The 23,119-nt window shown below is 28.0% G+C and carries 19 protein-coding genes and 4 pseudogenes; 5 read left to right on the forward strand and 18 right to left on the reverse strand.

Features of this window, described 5'->3' with window-relative positions:
• The 4 genes from IR152_RS14920 to IR152_RS14935 all read right to left on the reverse strand — a co-directional run.
• Positions 1-531, reverse strand: a 531-nt coding sequence (locus IR152_RS14920) for an IS256 family transposase (protein WP_227452724.1), incomplete at its 3' end; no start/stop codon positions are given.
• 353 nt (positions 532-884) lie between these two features.
• Positions 885-2,579, reverse strand: coding sequence for a sugar phosphorylase (locus IR152_RS14925; protein ID WP_227452725.1), 1,695 nt, complete (start codon positions 2,577-2,579; stop codon positions 885-887).
• Entirely contained in the window at positions 2,572-5,238 is a 2,667-nt protein-coding gene (locus IR152_RS14930; RefSeq protein WP_227452726.1) for a glycoside hydrolase family 38 C-terminal domain-containing protein, read from the reverse strand. Before IR152_RS14930 ends, IR152_RS14925 begins: the two co-directional genes overlap by 8 nt.
• 127 nt (positions 5,239-5,365) lie before the next feature.
• Entirely contained in the window at positions 5,366-7,336 is a 1,971-nt protein-coding gene (locus IR152_RS14935; RefSeq protein ID WP_227452727.1) for a fructose-specific PTS transporter subunit EIIC, read from the reverse strand.
• A gap of 152 nt (positions 7,337-7,488) precedes the next feature.
• On the opposite strand from IR152_RS14935, the gene IR152_RS14940 reads away from it, so the two are divergent.
• Positions 7,489-8,220: a MurR/RpiR family transcriptional regulator gene (locus tag IR152_RS14940; RefSeq protein WP_227452728.1), complete on the forward strand. Its 732-nt coding sequence runs from the start codon at positions 7,489-7,491 to the stop codon at positions 8,218-8,220.
• 317 nt (positions 8,221-8,537) lie between these two features.
• Positions 8,538-8,795: pseudogene (locus tag IR152_RS14945) on the forward strand (BlaI/MecI/CopY family transcriptional regulator); the annotation flags it as partial.
• A gap of 29 nt (positions 8,796-8,824) precedes the next feature.
• Here the strand turns inward: IR152_RS14945 and IR152_RS14950 are convergent.
• The 10 genes and pseudogenes from IR152_RS14950 to IR152_RS14995 all read right to left on the reverse strand — a co-directional run bounded on the left by IR152_RS14950 (position 8,825) and on the right by IR152_RS14995 (position 17,394).
• Positions 8,825-9,178, reverse strand: coding sequence for a helix-turn-helix domain-containing protein (locus IR152_RS14950; RefSeq protein ID WP_227452729.1), 354 nt, complete (start codon positions 9,176-9,178; stop codon positions 8,825-8,827).
• 300 nt (positions 9,179-9,478) lie between these two features.
• A complete protein-coding gene (locus tag IR152_RS14955) occupies positions 9,479-10,300 on the reverse strand; it encodes a MurR/RpiR family transcriptional regulator (protein ID WP_227452730.1) in 822 nt (273 codons plus the stop codon).
• A gap of 80 nt (positions 10,301-10,380) precedes the next feature.
• Entirely contained in the window at positions 10,381-11,880 is a 1,500-nt protein-coding gene (locus tag IR152_RS14960; RefSeq protein ID WP_227452731.1) for a DUF4127 family protein, read from the reverse strand.
• A complete protein-coding gene (locus tag IR152_RS14965; RefSeq protein ID WP_227452732.1) occupies positions 11,880-12,176 on the reverse strand; it encodes a PTS sugar transporter subunit IIB in 297 nt (98 codons plus the stop codon). The genes IR152_RS14960 and IR152_RS14965 overlap by 1 nt, the downstream gene beginning before the upstream one ends.
• Positions 12,173-12,505 (reverse strand): PTS lactose/cellobiose transporter subunit IIA, encoded by a 333-nt coding sequence (locus tag IR152_RS14970; protein WP_227452733.1) that lies wholly within the window; start codon positions 12,503-12,505, stop codon positions 12,173-12,175. Before IR152_RS14970 ends, IR152_RS14965 begins: the two co-directional genes overlap by 4 nt.
• Positions 12,502-13,263, reverse strand: a complete 762-nt coding sequence (locus IR152_RS14975) for an HAD-IIB family hydrolase (protein ID WP_227452734.1) — start codon at positions 13,261-13,263, stop codon at positions 12,502-12,504. The genes IR152_RS14970 and IR152_RS14975 overlap by 4 nt, the downstream gene beginning before the upstream one ends.
• Positions 13,260-14,522, reverse strand: a complete 1,263-nt coding sequence (locus IR152_RS14980) for a PTS sugar transporter subunit IIC (protein ID WP_227452735.1) — start codon at positions 14,520-14,522, stop codon at positions 13,260-13,262. The genes IR152_RS14975 and IR152_RS14980 overlap by 4 nt, the downstream gene beginning before the upstream one ends.
• Before the next feature lie 4 nt (positions 14,523-14,526).
• A pseudogene (locus tag IR152_RS14985) lies at positions 14,527-15,210 on the reverse strand (N-acetylmannosamine-6-phosphate 2-epimerase).
• 532 nt (positions 15,211-15,742) lie between these two features.
• Positions 15,743-16,876, reverse strand: a complete 1,134-nt coding sequence (locus IR152_RS14990) for an Rpn family recombination-promoting nuclease/putative transposase (RefSeq protein ID WP_227452736.1) — start codon at positions 16,874-16,876, stop codon at positions 15,743-15,745.
• Between the two features lie 347 nt (positions 16,877-17,223).
• A complete protein-coding gene (locus IR152_RS14995) occupies positions 17,224-17,394 on the reverse strand; it encodes a hypothetical protein (RefSeq protein ID WP_227452737.1) in 171 nt (56 codons plus the stop codon).
• A 186-nt stretch (positions 17,395-17,580) separates the two neighbouring features.
• On the opposite strand from IR152_RS14995, the gene IR152_RS15000 reads away from it, so the two are divergent.
• Positions 17,581-17,808 carry a hypothetical protein gene (locus IR152_RS15000; RefSeq protein WP_227452738.1) on the forward strand — a complete coding sequence of 76 codons (228 nt, stop codon included), beginning with the start codon at positions 17,581-17,583 and terminating at the stop codon, positions 17,806-17,808.
• Positions 17,809-17,828: 20 nt separating this feature from the next.
• Positions 17,829-18,110, forward strand: a pseudogene (locus tag IR152_RS15005) (IS3 family transposase); the annotation flags it as partial.
• Between the two features lie 164 nt (positions 18,111-18,274).
• Here IR152_RS15005 and IR152_RS15010 read toward each other — a convergent pair.
• The 3 genes and pseudogenes from IR152_RS15010 to IR152_RS20505 form a co-directional block, all read right to left on the reverse strand.
• Positions 18,275-18,445 (reverse strand): hypothetical protein, encoded by a 171-nt coding sequence (locus IR152_RS15010; protein WP_227452739.1) that lies wholly within the window; start codon positions 18,443-18,445, stop codon positions 18,275-18,277.
• 170 nt (positions 18,446-18,615) lie between these two features.
• Positions 18,616-19,059, reverse strand: a complete 444-nt coding sequence (locus IR152_RS15015) for a GNAT family N-acetyltransferase (protein WP_227452740.1) — start codon at positions 19,057-19,059, stop codon at positions 18,616-18,618.
• A gap of 26 nt (positions 19,060-19,085) precedes the next feature.
• Positions 19,086-19,190, reverse strand: a pseudogene (locus IR152_RS20505) (PadR family transcriptional regulator); the annotation flags it as partial.
• Between the two features lie 299 nt (positions 19,191-19,489).
• On the opposite strand from IR152_RS20505, the gene IR152_RS15020 reads away from it, so the two are divergent.
• Complete coding sequence (locus tag IR152_RS15020; protein ID WP_227452741.1) at positions 19,490-20,167, forward strand: Crp/Fnr family transcriptional regulator; 678 nt, start codon at positions 19,490-19,492, stop codon at positions 20,165-20,167.
• A gap of 987 nt (positions 20,168-21,154) precedes the next feature.
• Here IR152_RS15020 and IR152_RS15025 read toward each other — a convergent pair.
• Entirely contained in the window at positions 21,155-22,840 is a 1,686-nt protein-coding gene (locus tag IR152_RS15025; RefSeq protein WP_227452742.1) for an ABC transporter ATP-binding protein, read from the reverse strand.
• Between the last annotated feature and the right edge of the window lie 279 nt (positions 22,841-23,119).

Raw genomic sequence — 23,119 nt, forward strand, 5'->3', positions numbered from 1 at the left:
CTTAAAATGCATAGCATCCATATATACAATTGGATAAACTGATTCTAAAGTTCTACTTTGCCATTCGGCGGCAGCCTCCACAACCTTGTCGGTTATTTTAGATATCATTGATGGTGATACATCTATTCCATACAGCTCTTCCATTTCTGATTGAATATCTCTTACACTCATGCCACATGCATAAAGACCAATTATTTTTTTATCTAGTTCATTGCAAACCGTTTCATATTTTTTTACAACCTTCGGCTCAAACTCAGCATTTCTATCTCTTGGTATATCTAAATTTACCTCTCCAAAACTGCTACTTACATTTTTAGAACTATATCCATTTCGATAATTTTTATCACACATATCTTTTCTTTCATATTTATTTCTACCTAAATGCTCCTCCATTTCTGCATCTAATAGTTGCTGAATAACATCTTTGAATAGTTTTTGCATAAGGCCATTTTTCCCAACCACATCTTCCATTGTCTTGCATTTTTTAACTTCTGTTTGATAATCAACATCTGGAACAATTATATCTTTCATTTTCAAAACCTCCAAAATTTTTTATATGAATATTATTCCAAATTTACCAATTTTGTATACCAAAAAGACTATAGGTAAATTTGTTTTTACACAAATCTACTTACAGCCCCTTCTTACTTGTCGCAAACTAAGTATTTATTTATCCTAGACTAGCTAATTAGTTATAATGAACCAACTGCTTATTTATTACCTATTAACTAATTGTTTATCACGAACCAACTGCTTATTTATTACCTATTAACTAATTGTTCATTACGAACTAACTACTTATTAATTAATTGTTTATCATGAACTAGCTAATTTTGAACTACTCCATCTTAACTACCTTAGGTAATATCTGAAGGCAGAGACTCTTATTTAATTTTTATCCAAGCAAATTTATATGCACCTAAAGTTAGCTTACCTTTGATATTAGTATTTTCCAATATATTTACACCACTAAAACCACAGTCTATAGTCTTCTCATTAGATGTAACATTAGTTACAAATACTACCTTCTCATTAGTTTCTTTATTCTCACGCTCTAGTGCAAATATTTCTCTTCCAAAATCCAATACATTTTGATTTGCATATGGAGAGAATGCACTCTCTCCTTTTCTTATATCTATCATATTTTTAAGTTGAGTAAATATCTTATTTCTTCTAGAATTATTTTCTAATTCATAACAAATCCTACTATACTCTAACTTTTCTCTGTTTATTCTTCTGTTTATACCTGATTTTTCTACTCCTTCATAATAGTTTCTAGAGCCTAATAGAGAATGATAGTATATAGCTGGTACACCTATAAATGATAATAATAATGCATGTGCCGATAATATCTTTTGTATTTGGACATCTTCCTCTATATCTTCATCTTTATTTAATAAAGCATCTAAATAATTTATATTTAACTCATATACAGACTTAGTTCCATCTGGATTATCCTTGTATGATACTCTACCACCATTAACTATAGTCTTATCTACTAACATTTTACATTCTTCTTCTGTAAGTATACCCTCTGTAGGTCTCATTCCTATTCCATCATGACTTGCTAAGAAGTTAAAGAATGTAGCATTATCAGATACCTTATCTATAGTCGAAGCCCATTTTGTAAGCTTAGTAGAATCATGTGTAGTGAACGTATGAAGCGTTAATGGTGGTAATGTAAATTGATATACCATATGTGCTTCATTTGTAGTATCACCAAAATAGCTTATATTTTCTAAATGAGGTACGTTAGTCTCAGTTATTATTTGAGTATTTTTCTTAAAGTAATCAAGTATTATTCTCCATAGTTGTATTATCATGTGAGTTTGTGGTAAATGTATACAGGTAGTACCAGACTCCTTCCATAAGAATCCTATAGCATCAAGTCTTATAGAATTTGCACCATTTAATGCATAGTTAAGCAAAACTTCAGTAATCTCTATAAGTACTGGGAAATGCTTAACATTTATATCTATTTGGTCTTCACTAAATGTAGTCCAAGCAGTCTTCACACTGTCTTTTCCTTGGTACTTATGTATTATTGGAGAAGTTCTAGGTCTTACTACATTTGAGTAATCAAAATTTTTATCTCCTGGTATAAAATAATTTTGATACTTCTCTTCTCCACTTAAGTATCCCTTAAACCATCTACTACTCTTTGATATATGATTTGCAACAAAATCATACATTAATCTATAATCTTTAGACAAATTGTTTATATTCTCCCAATTTCCAAGATTGTTATCTATTTTCATATAATCAACAACAGAGAATCCATCATCTGAAGTGTATTCAAACATAGGAAGTATATGAACATCAGTTATAGTATCTCCTACTTTATTGTTTAAGAATTTCTTTAAAGTATCTATAGTGGGTACACCTTCTTCATATATACTATCTCCGTAAGTTATTAAATATACATTCTTTTCAGATATAGCATCCACCTTGTCAAAATCCTTACCTTCAAACTTCTCAATAGTATCTTTCATAATATCAAAGAACTTTGGTTTGTACTTTTCTTTATATATTTTTTTAAGTTTTTGTTCTATACCTTGTAACAGTATCGTCTTATTCATTGTATTCTCCTCCTAATAATTTAAGAGTTATGTATCCTTTAGCTTTTATTTGTACATTAGAATCCAAAGTATCCAACTCCCTCTCATATAAATTGGTTATCTTTATATCCTTTATATATTTGCTATTTATACTTACTTCTTTAGCTTCACTTGTCGGATTAAATAATCTTACTATTACTCCATCCTCTTCGTAAGATTCTTTACACACACTCATAAATACATCATCATTATCTATATTAAATAAGCTATAGCTTGATAAGTTTATAGTATTATCTTTAGGTATTTCAAATCTTTCTAATCTTTCTTCAAATAAATTCAAATCTTGATTTTGGTAAGTAGTATATTTATTTATAAATTTATCAGTAACATCAAATAACTCTGCTACATCTTCATCTGACTCATCATAGTATATGGCATACTCAAACTTTAATTTATTATTAAGAAGTTGTGCATCTTTAGTATACACGACCTTGTTATTTATACCAGAGGCTCTACCTGGTCTCCAAGCCAAGTTATCTCTTCCCAGTAAACCAACACTTCTATATAAAGTAAGTGCTATTTTGCTATCTTCTAATATTTCATATTCTTTTATACCTTTTGTGACCAAAGCAAAAGTATTGCTATTATCTTTTAAAGCTACAAAGTTCTCTAAACCATATATACATACTGGCTTTTCAGCAAACTTTCTTTCTTTCCAATTATCTAAGTACATATTGTAGTTTTGTCTTGTTATGGCAGAGAATCCTTGGTCACTTAATGATACTTTTGATTTTATATTTGTGTTGTACACAACTCTTAATCTGTGGTCTTTTACAGTATTTTCTATATCATGTGAAACTCTTATAAAATTTTCACCATTTCTTACTTCTATCTTAGTTATTATTTCTAATATAGTTGATTTTTTATTTAATTTTCTTGCTTCTATGTCAAAAGGCAATTCTATACTATGTTTTAACTTCATAGTTTGTACTAAATTGCTCTTTGATACTTCTAATAACTCTGCTTTAGTTGCTAATATATCTTTATCGTTACCTAATGGGGAAAAATCATATGAATCTCCATAGTCACCACAATTTTCAAAATGAACTATATTATCTATTCTTTTATTAGTAGATTTATTAACTAATAGTAAGTTATTGTTATCGAATATTAATTCATATAAATCATTTTCTATACTCATATCATTAGATACAACTAACATATCAGCTGTTTCTTTGCTATCTTGATTAATTACTAATGTAGTAAATCCCATGGGTTTAACATTTACATTAGCTAATCTGATTTCAGTTCTATAGTATCCAAGTAATTCTACTTCTTTTTCACCTTCAGCAGTTACTAATATCTGCTTTCCACCACTTATAACTTCTTGGTTATTTATAGTGAATTCTACAGTTTCTTTGTCTATAGTATTTATTGTAAAGTCTTTTTCCTTAGTAAATACTACAGCCTCTATTATTTCATTCATACATTTATTTTTAGTGTTAAATACAACTAATATATTATCTCTATTTAAATATTTACTTATAGCTATTGTTATTTGTTTCTTAACAATATTTATAATATCATCACACATTACATTAACTTTTTCGAGTCTTGTAACTATGTCTCTATTCGTCTCATCCGAGTTGCACCCACCTATACTATCATGTACATGTGCATCAAATAGTAACTTCCACATAATATCTAACCATCTAGATTTATAGCTTATTCCAGAAAATTTACCTATTACAGATAATGGCTCTAATACATAAAGAATCTTATTTTCTACTAAAGTGTTTAAGTATTTTATATCGTATCTTTGAGATTTTATAGTATTGTGTATTCTAGATTTTTCACATGCTATTAGCTCTCCATGTATCTTATTATCAAAATCGTTAGTCCAAGTATCCTTCATAAAAGTTTCGTAATCTGATAATACAAACTCATACTTATCTTGCTTTTCATTTAATTCTTTTATAGTTTGTGGGAAATGCTTTCTTACTAAGACTTGGTCTCCACCACATGGCAAAAGTAAGTTGTCACAATCCCTATTTAAACTTTCTAATTTTTCAAGCATAGGTATTAACTTATCTTGTATATACTGATTATCAGATGATAAGAACTTACCTGGTCCATATCCTAAGAATATATTGTTAGCTCCAACACTTTCATTATCAGGAGAAACCCACTTGAAGTTTAAATTTCCCCTTAAATCATCTATGTATATTCCCCTTTGTAATATACTATATTCCATATCAAATCCGTTGAATATGGATGGTAAATATGCATTTTGTCCAAATATATCAGGAAGATATCCTACCTTCATACTATGCCCATACTTGTTCCCAAGTCTTGTGCCATATAAAAGATTTCTTATTATAGATTCCTTGTTCACAAGTATGGAATCTGTTTGGGTGTACCAAGGACCTATAAATATTCTTTTGTCACTTACTAACTTCTTAAGTCTTTCTTTTTCTTCAGGATATATCTTTACTAATTCTTCAACAACAGATAACTGTGCATCAAAAGTGTAAGAAGTATAATCCATATCCTTTTCAAGTACATCCATTAAATAAGGCATATTTTCACTTAATAATATATTTGAATCTTCTATAGTAAAGTACCATTCTCTATCCCAATGAGAGTGAGGTACTACATATACTTTTTTCCTACTATTCATATCTTCCTCCATATAAAATCATCTTTTTTAACTATTTTTAAATAATTTTAAATAATTTTATTAAATATCTACTTGTGTAAATGGGAATTATTCTAGTTAAATTTATCCGAATAATTCCCAATTATTATTATGCTGTTTTATCTATATCATTTTTCTCTTGTCTTTTTATAATATTGAATCTTATAAATATATTAGCTAATGCTATAAATAACGTACCTACTATTAAACCTACTAGGTATGCCCATAAATTTTCTACTAAAGGCCACCCCCATATAGCTGGCAATGGATTCCATTGAATAGCACCCAACATCACTGCTGTTAGAGAACCTATTATTGCACCTAATATATTTATAGGTATTGTTATTAGAGGATTTTTCAGCATGAAAGGTATCGCCCCCTCACTCACAGCTATTAGTCCAAGTATTATAGAAGAGTTACCCACCACTCTTAAGTTATCATCAAATACTCTTCTCTTAACTATAATCTTATCTAAAACAGTAGCTAAGCCTAATCCTATTGGTGGTATTACTATAGATAATACTCTAGCTGTTAATGGGAATACACCATCAGCTGAAAGACCTATAGCTATAGCACCTGCTGCCTTGTTTACTGGTCCACCTAAGTCAAACGCAGTACACGCTGCTATAACTACAGTTAATGCTATTGTACTAGCAGTACCAAAAGATTCTATTATATTTGCTATAAATGCATTTACTCTACCAAATGCAGGGTCTACAGCATAGAAGTTTAATAAGAATATTACTAACATTGTTATACCTGGTAATAAGAACATGGGCTTCATAGCTTGTAAATTCTTGTTTAACTTTATGTTTTCATTTAAGAATCTAGTAACATAACCTGCAACTAAGCCTAATATTAAAGCTCCTATAAACCCTGATGGTACTCCACCTTCTACACCCCAGAAAGTAAAATGAAGTCCTCCAGCAAATGCACCACCTATAAATCCTGGTACTAAAGCTGGTCTATCAGCAATAGAGTATGCTACATAAGCTGAAAATACTGGGTATATAAACTTAAATATCATACCTCCAAACATATCTAAATATCCTAACAATTCATAAAATGTATTTCCACTTTCTATAAAAGTTCCCATATTGTCGATTTGACCGATAGCCATAGCAGTAAGCTTAGCTATCCCCATCATAAGACCTGCTGAAACTATTACAGGAATCATATATGATATACCTGTCATTACAGCTTCCATCATTTCTTTTAATATACCCTGTTTTGACTCAGATGTAGACGTAACAGCTACTTCATTATCTAAAACTTCGACTTTCCCATCTGGATTTTGAAGTACTTTGTTAAGTAAATCTTTAGAATGTTTTAAAGGCTCTGCTACTCTAACCTTGACGAATGACTTCCCTTGGTATCTTTCTATATTTTTAACAGCAACATCACAAGCAAATATTACTCCATCTGCTTTTTGTATTTGCTCTTTTGTATGTCTATCTTCTATACCACTAGCACCTTGTTTTTCTGATATTACTTTTATGCCCATTTCTTTACCTGCTTTTTCTAAAGCTTCAGCAGACATATATGTATGAGCTATCCCAGCTGCACAAGCAGTTACTACCAATACAGTTTTATTATATTTATTTGTATCTTTTTCTTCTTTATCTCCACGATTTAAATTCTTCAAAAATTCATTAGCATTTTTAGAAGTTCTTAAATCATTATAGAAATTCTCATCCATTAAAGCTACAGATAATTCAGATAATAACTTCAAGTGGGTAGTCTCTTGTTCAGACTTAGGTATAGCCAATAAGAATACTAAATCCACTTCATTACTTTCATCTATACTTTCCCAGTCATTTATTTTATTGTTTAATCTAGCTACAGCAAAAGCTGCCTTATTTACAGAGTCACATTTACCATGTGGTATAGCTAGCCCTCTTTCTAGCCCAGTTGGAGAATGTTTTTCTCTTTCCATTACGGTATTAAAGAATTGTTCTTTTGAACTAATAGTATTCTCTTTATAAAGCTTGTCTATTAATAACTTTATAGCGTCTTCCTTTGTAGCTACATTTACATCTAATACTATTAAATTTTTGTTGGTCATTTTAGCTAAATTCATATCTCACCCTCCTATTAATACATTTACTTAAATGCTTATTTATCTTATAATATTATTATATATTATATAAAAAACATTTTCTTATACACAAAAAGTACATTTGTACTTTTTAACTATATACAAAGGTGGTGATTAATATTAGTAGTTTCATAATGAAATTTTCACATAAATTAAATAATCTTAGTCATGCTGAGAAACATATATTTTATTATATAGACTCGAGTATACATACAGTGAAGGATTTATCACTTACAGCTTTAGCTGATATAAATAACGTAAGCACTACCACAATAATAAGAATGTGTTCTAAGATAGGATTATCAGGTTACTCTGAATTAAAGCATATACTTAAAGATTTAGATAAGGAATATACATCTATATCTGGTGACTATCATGTTAGTAATATAATAGATAACTTAAATCAAAATCTATCAAATCTTAATTTAACAAATATAAATAAACTAGCTAAAAATATTAAATCTGCCAATAGAATAATAATAGTTGCAGTAGGACTATCAAAGCCTATTGGAGAATACTTTTCAAAACTACTAATGCAGGCTAATAAAAATAGTTTTTATGTATATGAATCTCATATGATTGACCTGTTAGATAAAACAACAAAAAAACAAGACTTAGTAATATTTGTATCTAATAGTGGAGAAACACGCACACTAATTACAGCATGTGAAAAGTTTAGATACAAAAACTTAAACACAGCAGCTATAATAAATAGCCCTAATTCTACGCTATCTATGCTAGTAGACATACCTATAAATACATGTTCTCAAAAGCTTAATATTTCTGGATACGACACTACTCCAAGGTCTACTATACTAGTTATTATAGATATCTTATTTGAGACTTATCTAAATATTATTGAATAATAAAAAAGATATAGTTATAAGTAAAAATATCTTCCTTAAAACCACATAGTATAGAATGTATTAAACATTTATTAAAAGTAGGAATTGAATATCTAAAAGAAATAGGAATTAGGAATCCTGTATGAATGAAATAATTTGTTGAAGGAAACATCACTCAAAGTTAAGTAAAGTATGTTTCTTTGCTTTTATTATGTTACAAATTGAAAATATTAACACAAACTTTGTAAGTATATACTTATTATTGTTCTAAAAATATATGGAAATAATTGGATTTGATTGCATGAAATTATTGTTGTAATATTTAGTTAAATAAACAAATGATTGGGGCGATAATTGTGTGTTTAAGAAAACTATCAAAGTCAGAATTAACTGTAATGAAATTTATTTGGAATTTAAATACAAAAGTAAAATCATATGAGGTTATTAATTATATGAAAGATAAATATAGCTGGTCAGAAAAAACAACCTTAAAAACTTTATCTAAATTATCAAATAAAAGATTTCTGTATATCCAAGAAACAAGCAAATGTACATATTATACAATCTCAATTAAAGAAGATAAGTATTATGAATTCATATCAAAAAAAATACATAAACTTTTAGTTTATAAATTTCTTATTTCTCTATCTTTACGCATTACCTCTTTCATATGTTTTAAAACATCAACAAGCATTCTAACTTCATACTCATCACAGTCGTTAAAAATTTCTTTAGCTTCTCCCTCAAATATAACTTTAGAATTTAATACATTATCACATAATAATTCATCTATTGTAACAGAAAGAACATTGGCAATATTAATTAATACATGCAAACTTAATTTAGTTTTTCCAGTTTCAATGTTACTCATATGAGATGGTGTTATGTCTATTTTTTCTGCAATTACTTCCTGAGTCACATTTTTTTTAATCCTTGCAATTTTAATTCTTTTTCCTAATGCGTTATAGTCTATCTCCATAATTATACTCTCCTTTCCATTTTTTATATTGTAACCATTTGCAGAGTATAATATAATAATCTATATACATGAATAATTTATATAAAACATTTTAATCTTCAAAATTTTTTAAAATTATTGAAGATTAGATATTTACCCTACAAGTATTACTTTCTAGAATTAATAAACTATTTAGAATAAGTCGTATATATCTATAAAACTATTTATAGATATATCTGTACTATATTTAGATAATTCTGGAAAATTAGGATTTTAATTAAAATAGCGAGCATTAATATCTAAGTCTAAAAATATACATTTTTATCTATTTTCTATATCCTCATGAACAAATGAAAGTGTATCTTTCAATAGTGCATATTTCACTGAATAATCGAGGTTAAGAAAATGAGAATGCAAAACATCAATAATCACTAAAATTACAAACTGAGGGGATATAACATCTCCTACATCAAGATTTTTTGTTACAGCAGCTTTTAAGACTTCATCACAATATTCCTTCATTCTATATTTATAATTACAAGTTATTAATACCGTCTTTGCACCTTTTTCTTTTGCCATCTTCAAATATTGTTGTAAATTAGCACCACTAACGCTAATACATATAAGTAAAGATTGCTCATTAATAATTACGGAATTCATCTTCATTATATGTTCATCTGTAACATATTCCACACGCAGACCAAGTCTCATAAATCTGATTTTAAAATCACGTGCACACATTCCAGAGCTACCAATTCCGTATATGTACACATATTTAGCTTGTACCATCATATATGCAATCCTATTCATTTGCTCATCCTTGATTAGCGAATAACTTTTATTTAGTAACTCCTGATAAGTAGTAAATACCTCTTTTGTAATACTAGCGATATTTTCATTATACTCAACTATATTATTTTCATATGCAAATATAAATTGACGATATCCTGAAAATCCACATTTCTTTGAAAATCGTGATAAAGCTGCTTCTGAAACATATAATTTAGTCGATATTGTTTTTGCTTTAAAGTCTTGTTTTTTCTTATTCTTAATAAAAAAATCTGCAATTCTTTTTTCTGTTGGTGATAAATCTGTATAAACAGATTCTAATATTGGAACAATACTTTTATTATATTGATTCATAATACCTCCATTAACTAAAGATAACCTCCTAAAAAAGCTCATGTCTATAATATAACAGACAGAGCTTTTTTTTTCGATATTTATTTCAATTCTATGCCAATTTCAAACATTCTTTTCCATGGCATATAAATACTTTCTATTTTAAACTTATATTTATTAAAAAACTCAAACGATTCAAAATATTGTTGACATCGTTTACGAATTTCTTGTTCTACATACTTTTGTTTATCTTTAAAATCATAATAAGAAAGTCCCATAGTTGGAAGTATATCATTAACTATAATTTGTCTTACATATGCTTGGTAGATACCATCCTCTATATATCTATAAGCTAAATGATACAAAGTTTCTTTAGATATACTATCAAGACTAAATGTTGCCGTAGATAAAACAGTTCCTAAAGAATTGCAGTTAGTATTCCATCCAGCATATCCATATAATTTATCCATAAGACCATGCTCATCTAGATATCTAAGTAATGTCAAATCACTTCCATTGGAAAATGCACTATCACAAAGTGCTACTTTCATACCACGATTTACGTAAGATTCAATGCGTTGCACAAAATCCATAAGATTACGGTGACTTGTGTAAGTTAAATCTTGACTCTCCAATTGATTAAATGACTCTTGCATGATTTTTCCACACGTATTATACGCAAGAATGATATCTGCTTCCTTTTCATCTTCAACAAGTTCTCCATTTATAACACGTACATGATGCTTTAAACTCTCCATGATAGGTCTATCTTCATATAGAGGGGTAATATATTTACCCATAGTCGAAGAAAAAAATGGATATACTTTTAATGTATGATTATTATAATGATTCCAAGCTTTAGCAATCAATGAACTACCTACTTCATCTGCTCCTGGATATACATAAATATGCCTTTCTAGTTTTTCTTTATTTATAAATGAAACTACTTTTTTTTGAGCAATTGATGTATAACCAAATTCACTAGAATCATCTTGTGGAATAACTAAAGTATCAATAAATTTGTCTTTTACGAGTCCTGCTACGTGTAAATTATAAGAAAGATTGAATTCACATCTATTTTCATAGTCTCGAATATATTCTGATGGTATTTCTATACCTTGAAGTTTATTTTCCTCTTCTTCATTGATTCCAATACGTTCTTTTTTATTTAAAAGCCATGCTCGTGTAAATAAATTTTCTCCATATTGTCCATAATAATCTGGTTCTTCCTCACTAGAATCATAGTGTGGACATCTCATTATACACTGAAATGCATATATAACAAGTTGTGGATATAGTTTTCTAAGTTGTTTTAATTTTTCAATACGCTGATAAACTGCTTCTTTTGTCTCGGTATGGATACGAGATGGTAATAATCCTCCATATAGTAACATATCTAAAGAAATCACTGCGTATTGACAGTTTTTTGACTGCTCTAATACAAACTCCCATAATCCTCCTATGTCTGCAGGCTTTTTCTTTTTGGGCAATAATGACTGAGGAGGAATAATAAGCTCTACATCTTTTCTAGAAGCAGTTATTAGTGATGGAAACTTTATATTACAAGGACGCTCATCTAGTGGTACATACAGAATCTTCATTACATTAATTCAAGCGCTTGATTTAGTGCTTTCTCTCCATTAATTGTTCCATAAACTCTCATATCAATTACAGCCACTGGTTTTCCTGGAAAATTCTCCTTTACTTGGTTAAGAGCAAACTTTAATTGTGGTCCAATAAGAACGCAATCAACTTCTTCATCCAAAGTAGCAGCTTCACTATTCGATAAAGCCCATATTTTAACGTCTAGTTCCCTTTGTTGAGCAACTTTTTTCATTTTTTCTACGAGTATAGACGTAGACATACCTGCATTGCATACTAATAATATTTTTTTCATTGTTTTAATTCCTCCTTATATAAATGTATGAATTTTTGTGCTATGAACTTTAATGTTTCTGCATTCATAAGTTGGTCTTCTGCATGCACAAGCAATAAAGAATATTGACCAATATTTCCTTGCGCCTCTTTTTGAACTAATTTAGTATGTTCTTTATGCCCTGCAATCAAATAACTTTCAGCTTCTTCCATAAGTTTATCAATATTATTAAACTTTCTTTGTTCACATAATTGTATAATTTCCATATACAAAGACTTTGCTGCACCTACTTGGGATATAATAGCAAATGCAGTATGTTGTTCTTCATTCATTTCTAATTCTTCACTCATTTTAAAATTCTCCTTTCTATGTCTTCTAATGCTTCTAATATAGAAGTCATTTTTTGAGCAGGTCCACTATAACTCTCATTCCCTACATAATAAGCCAAATCGCTTTTTTCAAACATAGAGTAATCATTTTCTGAATCACCAATAGATATAATTTTGCTATTTGGATACATCTCTTTTATTTTATTACCTTTACTAACATATTTTTGTAAAATTTCTAATGATGTATTGCTTGTTTTAACAGCCTCTAGATACTTATAATTCTCATTAACATGACTTTGTAACTTTTCAATTTCAGAAAGTTCACCAATAATAAGAAATAATACTATCGGCTGATATTCAATAATATTTTTAAAGTCCTCAACAATCTTACTTGAATCATAGTATTCTTTTGGAAAATCTTTATCTCTATCACTATGCCAATAGCGATTACTTACAGTATTTAATTCAACACGAATATTAAGATTACGTAATTCGTTATAAAGTTTTTTTGCTTCTTCTTTATTTAGCAGTTTCGCCTGAATTTCTTGTTCATTTTGAATTACTGCTCCATTTTGAGAAATTCTACAATCAATTTTTAAGCCATACTTATGGTCAATATAGTGCGCATCATGGTCCAAACGTCCTGTATTCGCCATAAGGCGTATACCATATGTTTGTAACTTTTTTAACAAATTAATTGTACGTTTACCACCAATAACCTCATTATTAGAATCAATCAGTGTTCCGTCAAGATCAAACATTAATATAGTATTCATCATTCACTCACCTGCTTATTAGATAATTTTACAAATGGTATATAAATTAACACAGAAATAATAAAAATTATTAAAGTTGTAATTATCGCACCAATATTTGCTCCAGAAGCAAGATATGCACTGATAATCGGTGGAGTTGTCCACGGTATAAGAACATACGTATGCCCCATAAAACCAACTATAGTTGAAATCGTTCCTATACCAATACCAAGCATACTTGTCAGAATCATCGGAATAATCAAAATAGGATTCATAACAACTGGAAGCCCAAACATAATCGGTTCTGAAATATTAAATAAAGCAGGAATAAAACCAAGTTTAGCAATTTCTTTTTGGTCAGACCGCTTACTAACAAGGAATATAGCTACTACAAGAGCAAGCATATTTCCTGCCCCTCCCATAAATACAACTGAATCAAGAAATGGTTTTGTCATAATAGAAGTCATTGCTTGATTAGATACAACTGCATTTGCATTTGCTGTGAGACTTGCTAAATAAATAGGTTCTAAAATTGGATTAAAAATGAACGCAGAGTGTACTCCCATACCCCATAATAACATATATAAGAAGTAGATAATTGCTAAACCAACTGGAGAACTTACTATATTAGTAAATGGTTGTTGTATTATTTTGAATACAAAATCATTTAATGGTTCTCCTGATAAATTTGTAATCATGCGAACCAGACCAAAAACAATAACTGCAAGCATTACTGGAATTAATTTATTAAATGAGCGAGCAATTGAAGGTGGAACGCTCTCTGGCATCTTAATAACTAATTGACGAATTGATGATAATTTTCTTATTATTTCAACCGTAAAAATAGCACAAATGAAAGACATGAACATACCAGCAGCACCTGTATATTGTGTATTAATATATTCTATACCAAGATTTGCATCAAAAGTTACAGGCATCAATATAAATAAACACACAACTGCAATGGCAGGTACAATAGTTGTTTCTTCTTTATAATGTTCACATAAGGCCTTAGCTGTTGTAAATGTTAATAATATAGCCATAATTGACATTGTAGCTGGAGATATTGCTTCCCCAAACTTTGTTAGTTCTGTAAAAGGCATACCAAATAATTTATTAGTAAAACCATTTTCACCAATAATTACATTATTAATAAGTATAAAAAATGAGCCAACAATCATAATTGGCATTATTGCAACAAATCCGTCACGAATTACCGCTAGATATTTATTTGCTGATAGTTTATTGGCAAGTGGAAGTAATAATCGTTCTAATTTTTCCATAAATTTATTCTCCTCCTAACAATGTAATTTCATCACTAAATCTTTTTGTTATCACTTGTGGTCTAGTAATTATAGAACCTACCACCACACTATGACATCCTAATTCAAGAACACGTTTTGCCTTTTCTGGAGTATCTATGTTTCCTTCTGCTATAACAGGATGTTTAACCTTGGATAAAATCTCACGAATTATTTCGAAATCGTTTTCTTCAACTTTAAAACCTCTTGTTTGTTTTGTGTAACCTACTAGTGTTGTCCCAATCTAGTCAAATCCAAGCTTATCAGCAACTAATGCTTCTTCTACACTTGCACAATCTGCCATAAACTGCTGATTAGGATATTTCTTCTTAACAAGACTAAAAAATTTATCAATGGACATACCTCCATAGCGTGTATTACATGTTGCATCCATAGCAATCACATCTACATTTGCTTCTACAAGCGAATCTACTTCTTTCATTGTTGGCGTTATATACACATCACTGCCATCTATTTCGCGTTTAATAATCCCGATAATAGGCAATGATACTATATGTTTAATTTCGGCAATATCAGATACAGAATTAGCACGTATCCCAACTGCTCCTCCCTGCTTTGCTGCAAGTGCCATTCTCCCCATAATAAATGAAGAATAAAGCGGTTCATTATCTAGTGCCTGACATGAAACTATCAATCCTTTTGGTAACATTGTATCCCTCCTTTGTAATAAGCCAATTATATCACCCGATATATGTGCAAACAATAAAATCAGACATATTAGAAAGAACTTTCGATATTTTATTACAAAAAATAATCTATATGCTTAAAATTGAAATTACTTTCAAAAAATATAGTAAAATTAATATTAACTTTTAGTTTTTATGTAAATATCAATTATTAAAATATGTCTCTTTCCATACTTAGTCAAAAACACTTACTAGAATCTTTTACACTCAAGAAGTTGATGTCTAGTAAGTATGAAAATTCTATTAAATATCTCCCTATATGGTATTAAGTCAAACCCTTTCTTTTTCTATAAAAAGGAGATAATTCAAATTTTTGTCTTGAATCATCTCCTTTACTTATATATCTCTTTGTATTTACCATATTTAAATAACAAATTTTTATATTGATTGACACTTAAAGGAAGGAGCTTTGAGGCAAATTATTATAATAAAGATACAAACACCTTATTATTACATAATTACATTAATTTATCTAGTACTATTTCAATTATAGTATTAGTTTTGATTATAGACTTTTTCAACCTCTGATTTATTTAAATCATCTATAATATCACATATTTCACTCAAATTATATCCTTTATTTTTTAACTTTATAATGATGTTAAATTTCTCTTCTCTTTTCCCTTTTGCGATACCTTTTGCGATACCTTTTGCGATACCTTTTTCAATGCCTTCTTTAATGCCTTCTTTAAAAATTTCTTCTTTAAAATTTCTACTTTTATTCATAATATATGCACCTCTCTTTAAATTTAATAAATATTCTTCATTGCTTCCTAACTCTTTTAATCTATCAAGTGCTCTTTTAATAACATAATCCGTTTTAGATAGTATTCTAATATCTATATGAGAAGGGTTGTCAATAAGTTTACCCCATATTAGAACTCTGTTTGCTATACAACTGGATTTACGGATTTTTGGAAGTTCTATAAAATATAATGCAGTTTTACTAGAAAAAATATCTGGATGTCCATCCATTGTTAATCTTAGACAGTTTACATAATCTTCTATGTGATTATATTTTACATGATTTAGTATATGTATTCCAATAGTTTTTCCAATCTCTTTATATCCTTTTCCTTCTTTTAATTTTCTACCATGTACACGACTAAGATAATATTCAGCTCTTTCCAAATAATCATCTTCAAGTGCTCTTTGCATTTCAATATTTATATGATTATTTTCTTCATCTTCAGCCAAAATATCAAGTCTAGGTCTTTTCTCTCCAATGTAATTAATTGTTGGGTCAGTTTCAACTCTAATTATTCTTTTTATTTGAGTAAACGGTTTGATATTCTTATTAGCATATGGAGCATCTTTGAGAATATCATTTATAAAATTTGCAAGTAAATCGTAATCATTATTTAGAGTAAATAATGATTTAAATACCTCATCATACTCAGGCTTAGCATATCCATCTTCAGTTACAACTTCACCAACATTTTCACTAGTCAATATTTCTTTTGGGATTAAACCCTTGATTTTATCTAACTTCTCATTAGAAAAATCACCTCTACTAAGTATATCATTTAATTTTTTGGTCCATTCTCTGTCCTTTTCTTCAACTATAGTTCGTTTATACTCTTTTGACGTTTTAATAATCTTAGATTTTTCTTCTAATTTTTCTCTCATATCAACACCTCTTTTTTATTATACCAATTTCTTCATACCAAAGTCTTCACTTCTAAATAAAAATTTGCATTATTGAAATAAGAGTCTGATAAACTCATATATCATTACTAAATTTAAAACTTTAAAGAGAAACAATTAGATTACAATAGAGTTTTGAATATCTTTCTTTTTTAAAAATATTGTTGATTTCTATAAACATATTTCTAATGTCTTGGTTCTCAGTTTCAAGAAAATTTTCAGTATGCTCCTGTTTTGACGTAGGATTGCTATTCAATATATTATTAAGATAAAAGCTTTTTAAATCTAAAAACTCTATTGAATAATTCAAATTGTCTTCGTCATTATCATTATGTATTTTTATAATTTTCTTCCCAAAATTTCCAAGCATTTAACATATCAGATAAGGGTATATTTAAGTTCTTAGCTATAGGGCTATTATTAAAATTAGGGTTAGAGTTTCCATCACATGCTTGTCTATAAGCTAATAAATAAATTTTGACATATAATCCATCAGCCATTGGCATAAATACATCTATAAAAATATTTGGTATAGTAATTTCTTATGAAGAAGATTAAATAATCAGATAAGAGAGCCATTCTACAATTTTAAATTAAGATTTTCTCTTTTTTATTTTAGAAAGCAATCATACTTAATTCTATGTTAAAATAAAATAAATACTTTTAATACTAGAAAGGGTTATCTTATGGAAAAATATACACTATTGAGTATTGATAATAAAAAGTTTGACATCTATGGTACATTTGGTGCAAATCCATCATCAAAGGGTATGTTATACAAATGGACTGCAACACTTAATAATCAATTAATATATATAAAAACCGGTCTCAGATATAGAAATACATATAGTGATATACAACCTATTACAGAAGCTTTAGTATCAGATATATTGCACAATTTAGGTCCGCACTAGGTTGTAAAAATTCTTCTGACTTCATAATTATGCCTCATAAGGGTACATGCCTTGATAATTCTCCTATGGAAAATTTCTTTGGAATAATGAAGCAAGAAATGTATTATAGAAAAACATATAAAAGTTTCAACAAATTAGAGAAAGCTATAACAGAATATATTTACTATTATAATAACAAAATAATTAAAGAAAAATTAAATTGGCGTAGCCCTGTTAAATATAGATTTGAATATGAATCTAAAGTTACACAAAGTAAAAAAACAGGAATGAAAATTCCATTCCTGTATAAAGCCAACTTTTAGGTCTCAGTACAAATAATCCTCTTTTTCATTGTTTAAGTGATAAAAATATATTTTATCTCATATAAAAAAGAGTGTCCCATAAACTAAAAAGTTCATTTTGAGACACCCCATTACATTTGGTTTCTTAAACTTCGCAATATTACATACTTATTTATTATTTTAATCTACACATATTTAACCCAATAATAAAGTACATATATCCAACTCATTAAGCCGTGAAAAATAGCCCATGGGATAGATTTCCATGCAGTATAAGAAATAATCATTGCTAAACAAGAGCCAAAAGAAATACCCTTTTTAACAGTTGACTTTATAGCATTATTATTTGAATCCATAATTACCCCTCCAAAATTCAAACTAAACAAATTATTATATATCTTATTTTGTATAAAACAATATAACATCTTCTAAATAAGTTATACTCTTATTATACATAAGTTATGAATTATAATCCAAATAATTATATGAATAAATTAATTATATCTGCCTAAAAATATTATCCTACCTAAAAGCTATACGATAAATACAGCATATCAACACATTGTAATTCTCCCTCAAAGATTGGTTCTGGGTAATTATCTACAAAAAAGTTTTTGATTTTATGCGAATAAACAAATCCAAACTTCTCATAAAATGGAACTCCACTTTCAGCTGTACCAACAACTATTGATGAATATTTTTTACTATAAATATCTAAAAGATGATAAATCATCTTTGATGCATAACCCATATTTTGAAAATGCTCATATGTAGCAATGTTTTTTAACTCACATATTTCTTTGGAAATCTCATTTACTACTGCTATACAAGTAAGTTCTTCATTATCATACAAAGCGTACATAGTACCTTTATCAAGATATTTATCAATCATTTCTTCACATGGGTCTGCTAACATCAAAAGGTCAATATGACCTTTTTTATTTATTTCTATAGTTTTTATTTCTATCATAAATTCTTCTCCTAACTTTATCCAAACCTTAATTTTTCTTCAATGTTTTTTAGACATAATTTCTGTTTTTCTGGTGTAAGACTATTTAAATTTACCATAACAGCATTAAAATCTAAAAGAATATTTATTGGCTAGCTGTATCAAACATTAAATTATCATATAGTCCTTTTTGCTTACTATATATACCTAAATTTATATATTTCTTACTCTATATAGTAACAGTATTCCATAATTATATTATTATAGGTAAGCTACTCACCCATTTATATAATTTACTAATTAATAGGCAAGAATAGAGATATTATCATATTTTTTCTACACAAATCATACTATTAATATCCACTTAAATAATCCTACTAATAAACTACTTGTCATTTTATCTATTCACTTGTATCATGGGATTATAATATTTTAAGAAAGGAGTCATTACATGATTTCACAAAATGATATTGATATACTTACACACAGTTTGCCGTTTTGGGATAAACTCACTGACTTACAAAAAGAGTTGTTAATTACTTCAGCAAACATCTCCCACTATAAAAAAGGAAATCCCATACATTGTGGAGACAGTGACTGTATTGGTGTTTTAATTATAAAGTCTGGAACAATACGTACATACATACTTTCAGATGAAGGTCGTGAGGTTACACTCTTCCGTCTTGATAATGGTGATGTATGTATTTTATCAGCTTCATGTATTCTAAAAACAATAACTTTTGATGTATATGTAGATGCTGAAACAGACTGCGAAATTATACAGATTAGTTCCTCTGTTTTTTCAAAATTATCTACAGAAAATATTCATGCAGAGTTATTCTCATATAAATTAGCTACTGAACGTTTTTCTGATGTTATGTGGGCTATGCAACAAATTCTCTTTATGAGTTTTGATAAGCGTTTGGCATCTTTTTTAATTGATGAGATAACTAGAAACGATAATAACACTATAAATCTAACTCATGAGCAAATTGCTAAGTATATGGGTAGTGCCAGAGAAGTTGTATCTAGGATGTTAAAATATTTTGCTAGTGAAAGTATTGTATCTTTATCTCGTGGTGGGATAAAAGTACTGGATAAAAATAAACTTCGTTCTTTGACATTATAAGCACAAAAGATTCTATTTTAGAATATCTTCTGCTTATTTACTATTTATATTTAACTTTATACTATATTTTCTTTGTATTTATATTTAACTTTATTTTTATAGTTTTACATTTTTAGCATTTTAGTTTTGTTCAAACATTACTTTAAATCAATAATACTAATATAGGTCACTTATCTCAATAGTATTGAAAATACACATAGATTTACACAACCATTAATATAGTTGAATTAGATAAAAATCTTTTAACATACTCTTTTCCATACTTACTCCATATTGTCTTAGCAATAGATTTTGCACCAGAATTGTTCATCCCTCCAATGATAGTTTTTATATTAGTATCAATTATATTGTTTATGGAATTTGCTGAACCCTTATAGTTCTTGTTATAAGAAAATACTAATAGTATAACTAAAAATGGAAACAATCTCTCATCAAAATATATAGGTGATTATTTAATATCATTCTTAATATTAAAATAATTTGACAATGGATATAGTTCGCTTTAAAATTTTGAATATATATTGTTATCTTCATATAGTAAGCAAAATTTTAAGATACTTATTGAACCCTTGATACTGACAGACAATCCATACCAGTAACTTCCTTCATAATACTCTCTTCTAATATGAATATCTTCAAAGAACCTGTCCATTTTTATATCTTTTGCCAGTGGACTATAGGAATATTCTAAATGGGATAAATAGCATATCCAGAGAAGCAAATAATATAGCAAAAGTATTTGAGGTCAGCAAGATAAAAAAATAAGGTACATATATTTATCTGAAATAGCACCCTATATAATAGCAGAATGTAGTGTTTCTTTAGGTCTATGTTGAAAATCTGGGATAGCAGTAGTAATAATAAAAATGCCAGCTAATTACATAGGACATAGCATCAATTATATCTCTTTCACAGATATCTATACTAAAAAAGCTGTAGGTAAATTTGCTTTTACGTAAATCTACTTACAGCTTATCTACACAATAATTATGATATTGTATAGTATAATTCTCTAAAATATGAGTTATCATCTAACAGTTCTTTAAAACTTCCACTTCCTATTATGCTACCCTCTTTAAGAACAATTATATTTTCAAAACTCTTAATTGAATTCAATCTATGAGCAACCATAATAGTTGTTTTATATTTTAAAAACTCCATAACATTTAACATAACCTGTTCTTCTGTAATATTATCTAAAGCTGATGTAGCTTCATCTAATATAATTATCTTAGCATCTGAAAACCAAATTCTTGCTAATGCTAGTCTCTGTTTTTCTCCACCCGACAATGTAGTTCCCTTTTCTCCCAATTTAGTATCCAAGCCATATTCTAATTTTAAATATAATTTTTTTAAACCTACTTTTTCTAATACATCAATAATATCATTACTTTTTATAGATTTTCCAAATACAATATTCTCGCGTAAAGTTCCATCAAATATTGGTGAATCTTGCGATATATATGTAATATACTTATAGTAGTTATTTAAATTCATCTCAAGCAGATTGTAATCATCTATAAATATAGTTCCTTCACTCGGCTTTAATAACCCAATTAATAGTTTAATTAAAGTTGATTTACCAGAACCACTTTCTCCAACAATTGCTACTTTCTCTCCACTTTTAATACTTAAAGTAAGTTCATTGAATATCTTTCTTTTATTATTGTACAAAAATCCAATATTATTAAAATCAATATTCCCATGCTTTAAATCAACTATTTTACCAGATAACAATTGACTATCATTATTAAGTTCTAAAATATCTGTGTAACGCTTATATGCTGCTTTATCTAGTTTAAATTGAATATACAATACATTAAAAATAGCTATAGGAGTATATGCATTATCTAATAATGTTATCAAGGCAATTATAGAACCTATACTTATTGTTTTAGTTTTCCAACTATAAACTATTATTAATATTTTTATAAAAGTCACTATTAATGAAAAAATCGTGAAGAAAGCTTCATGAATCAGTGTCATTTTAACCTTAGAATCAATAATTTCTTTTTTCGCAAATTTTGACTGACAAATTTCACACTCAAATCTTTTGTTTATCCTAAATACAACCATTTCTACAAATCCACGAACTAAAAAATGATTCATCTTCTCTTCATTAATTAATATATGCTCTTTGATTTGATATAGAGCTTTTATTAGTAAATTAGTAATAATAAAAACTATAAAATATCCAATTAATATGGTAAACATAACTTTTTTATCAATCCTATAAATAAAAACCATACTGAATAAAATTGATGGAATTATTTTTCTAACAACGGCTAATAAAAAGTTAAAAAATATATTTCTGCCAGCATTAGCTCCATTTTCAATTTTTTGAATCAATTTTCCTGTACCTAGCTTTTGATATTCTAAGTAATCTATTTTACTCATTTTTTCTAAAGCTTTTAATTTCAAATCTAAAAAAAAACTATGTTCTAATTTCCTACCTGGATATTCATCAATATACCTTAAAAGAGATAAGGTAATTAATACAGCACCATAAATAAAAATTATACAAAAATTTATAGTCCCATTATTAAACCTGTCTATTAGATTCTGATAATAATTGGCACTAAAACTATTTAAAAGTTCTATACTTATGCCTAATGCTAAATATATAATAACTAATAACTTCTCTTTTTTTGCTATCTCTAGTAAATATTTCATAACTGTACACCTATCCTTATTTATTTTACTTTATTAACTTAGAATAATTTTATATATAAAATGTTTCTTTATTTTTAAAATTTAATGTGATTATTAATCATCTTAAGTTAACAAAATCTAAAATTTTTAGCAGTACAGTTCTATTTGTTAGCAAGTTAATATTTTACTCAGTACATTATGCTAACATATAATCTAACTGTACTGAGTAAATATCTCGTTTTATCATATAAATCCCCTTTTTATAGTCTAATATTTATAGTTAAACTTTAAAGTGTACTA

It is taken from the genome of Clostridioides sp. ES-S-0108-01, assembly GCF_020662285.1.
Lineage (GTDB): Bacteria > Bacillota > Clostridia > Peptostreptococcales > Peptostreptococcaceae > Clostridioides.

Excerpts from the sequence above, each read along its gene's own strand:
- IR152_RS14925 (WP_227452725.1), bottom strand. The coding sequence starts at position 2,579 with ATGAATAAGACGATACTGTTACAAGGTATAGAACAAAAACTTAAAAAA.
- IR152_RS14930 (WP_227452726.1), bottom strand. The coding sequence starts at position 5,238 with ATGAATAGTAGGAAAAAAGTATATGTAGTACCTCACTCTCATTGGGAT.
- IR152_RS14935 (WP_227452727.1), bottom strand. The coding sequence starts at position 7,336 with ATGAATTTAGCTAAAATGACCAACAAAAATTTAATAGTATTAGATGTA.
- IR152_RS14940 (WP_227452728.1), top strand. The coding sequence starts at position 7,489 with ATGAAATTTTCACATAAATTAAATAATCTTAGTCATGCTGAGAAACAT.
- IR152_RS14950 (WP_227452729.1), bottom strand. The coding sequence starts at position 9,178 with ATGGAGATAGACTATAACGCATTAGGAAAAAGAATTAAAATTGCAAGG.
- IR152_RS14955 (WP_227452730.1), bottom strand. The coding sequence starts at position 10,300 with ATGAATCAATATAATAAAAGTATTGTTCCAATATTAGAATCTGTTTAT.
- IR152_RS14960 (WP_227452731.1), bottom strand. The coding sequence starts at position 11,880 with ATGAAGATTCTGTATGTACCACTAGATGAGCGTCCTTGTAATATAAAG.
- IR152_RS14965 (WP_227452732.1), bottom strand. The coding sequence starts at position 12,176 with ATGAAAAAAATATTATTAGTATGCAATGCAGGTATGTCTACGTCTATA.
- IR152_RS14970 (WP_227452733.1), bottom strand. The coding sequence starts at position 12,505 with ATGAGTGAAGAATTAGAAATGAATGAAGAACAACATACTGCATTTGCT.
- IR152_RS14975 (WP_227452734.1), bottom strand. The coding sequence starts at position 13,263 with ATGATGAATACTATATTAATGTTTGATCTTGACGGAACACTGATTGAT.
- IR152_RS14980 (WP_227452735.1), bottom strand. The coding sequence starts at position 14,522 with ATGGAAAAATTAGAACGATTATTACTTCCACTTGCCAATAAACTATCA.
- IR152_RS14990 (WP_227452736.1), bottom strand. The coding sequence starts at position 16,876 with ATGAGAGAAAAATTAGAAGAAAAATCTAAGATTATTAAAACGTCAAAA.
- IR152_RS14995 (WP_227452737.1), bottom strand. The coding sequence starts at position 17,394 with ATGGCTGATGGATTATATGTCAAAATTTATTTATTAGCTTATAGACAA.
- IR152_RS15000 (WP_227452738.1), top strand. The coding sequence starts at position 17,581 with ATGGAAAAATATACACTATTGAGTATTGATAATAAAAAGTTTGACATC.
- IR152_RS15010 (WP_227452739.1), bottom strand. The coding sequence starts at position 18,445 with ATGGATTCAAATAATAATGCTATAAAGTCAACTGTTAAAAAGGGTATT.
- IR152_RS15015 (WP_227452740.1), bottom strand. The coding sequence starts at position 19,059 with ATGATAGAAATAAAAACTATAGAAATAAATAAAAAAGGTCATATTGAC.
- IR152_RS15020 (WP_227452741.1), top strand. The coding sequence starts at position 19,490 with ATGATTTCACAAAATGATATTGATATACTTACACACAGTTTGCCGTTT.
- IR152_RS15025 (WP_227452742.1), bottom strand. The coding sequence starts at position 22,840 with ATGAAATATTTACTAGAGATAGCAAAAAAAGAGAAGTTATTAGTTATT.